This window comes from Planosporangium mesophilum, from assembly GCF_016863255.1.
Lineage (GTDB): Bacteria > Actinomycetota > Actinomycetes > Mycobacteriales > Micromonosporaceae > Planosporangium > Planosporangium mesophilum.
In genome coordinates, this window is record NZ_BOON01000095.1 from 1 (window position 1) to 1,779 (window position 1,779).

Consider the following 1,779-nt stretch of genomic DNA (forward strand, 5'->3'; position numbering starts at 1 on the left):
TTGCGGGGTGGGCTCGACGTGAAAGTGTGTCCGGCGGTGTCCTACTCTCCCACACCCTCCCGGGTGCAGTACCATCGGCGCTGGAGGGCTTAGCTTCCGGGTTCGGAATGTTACCGGGCGTTTCCCCTCCGCCATGACCGCCGTAACGCTGTGAACATATCAACCACGACCGGCACGCCGACCCCACAAGGGGGTCGGGGGGTCTGATGGTGTTCGCTCAGAATCACACAGTGGATGCACACATACTTTCTCGCGGTTTTGACCGTCTGGTGTAGGTCAAGTCCTCGGCCTATTAGTACCGGTCAGCTCGAACCCGTCACCGGGCTTCCACATCCGGCCTATCAACCCAGTCGTCTACCTGGGGGCCTTACCCCTCAAAGGGGTGGGAGACCTCATCTTGAAGCAGGCTTCCCGCTTAGATGCTTTCAGCGGTTATCCCTTCCGAACGTAGCCAACCAGCCGTGCACCTGGCGGTACAACTGGCACACCAGAGGTTCGTCCGTCCCGGTCCTCTCGTACTAGGGACAGCCCTTCTCAAGTCTCCTACGCGCGCGGCGGATAGGGACCGAACTGTCTCACGACGTTCTAAACCCAGCTCGCGTACCGCTTTAATGGGCGAACAGCCCAACCCTTGGGACCTACTCCAGCCCCAGGATGCGACGAGCCGACATCGAGGTGCCAAACCATCCCGTCGATATGGACTCTTGGGGAAGATCAGCCTGTTATCCCCGGGGTACCTTTTATCCGTTGAGCGACACCGCTTCCACAAGCCAGTGCCGGATCACTAGTCCCGACTTTCGTCCCTGCTCGACCTGTCAGTCTCACAGTCAAGCTCCCTTGTGCACTTGCACTCAACACCTGATTGCCAACCAGGCTGAGGGAACCTTTGGGCGCCTCCGTTACCCTTTAGGAGGCAACCGCCCCAGTTAAACTACCCACCAGACACTGTCCCTCGACCCGATCAGGGCCGCAGGTTAGATACCCAAATCAACCAGAGTGGTATTTCAACGTTGCCTCCACGACCACTGGCGTGACCGCTTCACCGGCTCCCACCTATCCTACACAAGCTAATTCGAGCACCAATGTCAAGCTATAGTAAAGGTCCCGGGGTCTTTCCGTCCTGCCGCGCGTAACGAGCATCTTTACTCGTACTGCAATTTCGCCGGGCCTGTGGTTGAGACAGTGGGGAAGTCGTTACGCCATTCGTGCAGGTCGGAACTTACCCGACAAGGAATTTCGCTACCTTAGGATGGTTATAGTTACCACCGCCGTTTACTGGCGCTTAAGTTCTCAGCTTCGCCCGTGAGGGCTAACCGGTCCCCTTAACGTTCCAGCACCGGGCAGGCGTCAGTCCATATACATCGTCTTACGACTTCGCATGGACCTGTGTTTTTAGTAAACAGTCGCTTCCCCCTGGTCTCTGCGGCCACCACCAGCTCAGACAGCAAGTGCCGTCACCAACAGTGGCCCCCCTTCTCCCAAAGTTACGGGGGCAATTTGCCGAGTTCCTTAACCACAGTTCACCCGATCGCCTCGGTATTCTCTACCTGACCACCTGTGTCGGTTTGGGGTACGGGCCGCTCGGACCTCGCTAGAGGCTTTTCTCGGCAGCATGGGATCACTGACTTCACCTGAAACGGCTCGGCATCACGTCTCACCCTCATGCAGCACGGATTTACCTATGCTACGGGCTACACGCTTACCCCGGCACAACCACCGGCCGGGATCAGCTACCCTCCTGCGTCACCCCATCGCTTGCCTACTACCCGCCAGGTTCCC

Annotated in this window: 2 rRNA genes; both read right to left on the reverse strand. The window is 58.2% G+C overall.

Features of this window, described 5'->3' with window-relative positions:
- Positions 1-28: 28 nt before the first annotated feature.
- Positions 29-145: ribosomal RNA gene (rrf, locus tag Pme01_RS30670) — 5S ribosomal RNA — on the reverse strand.
- Positions 146-272: 127 nt separating this feature from the next.
- A 23S ribosomal RNA gene (locus Pme01_RS30675) occupies positions 273-1,779 on the reverse strand; the annotation flags it as partial.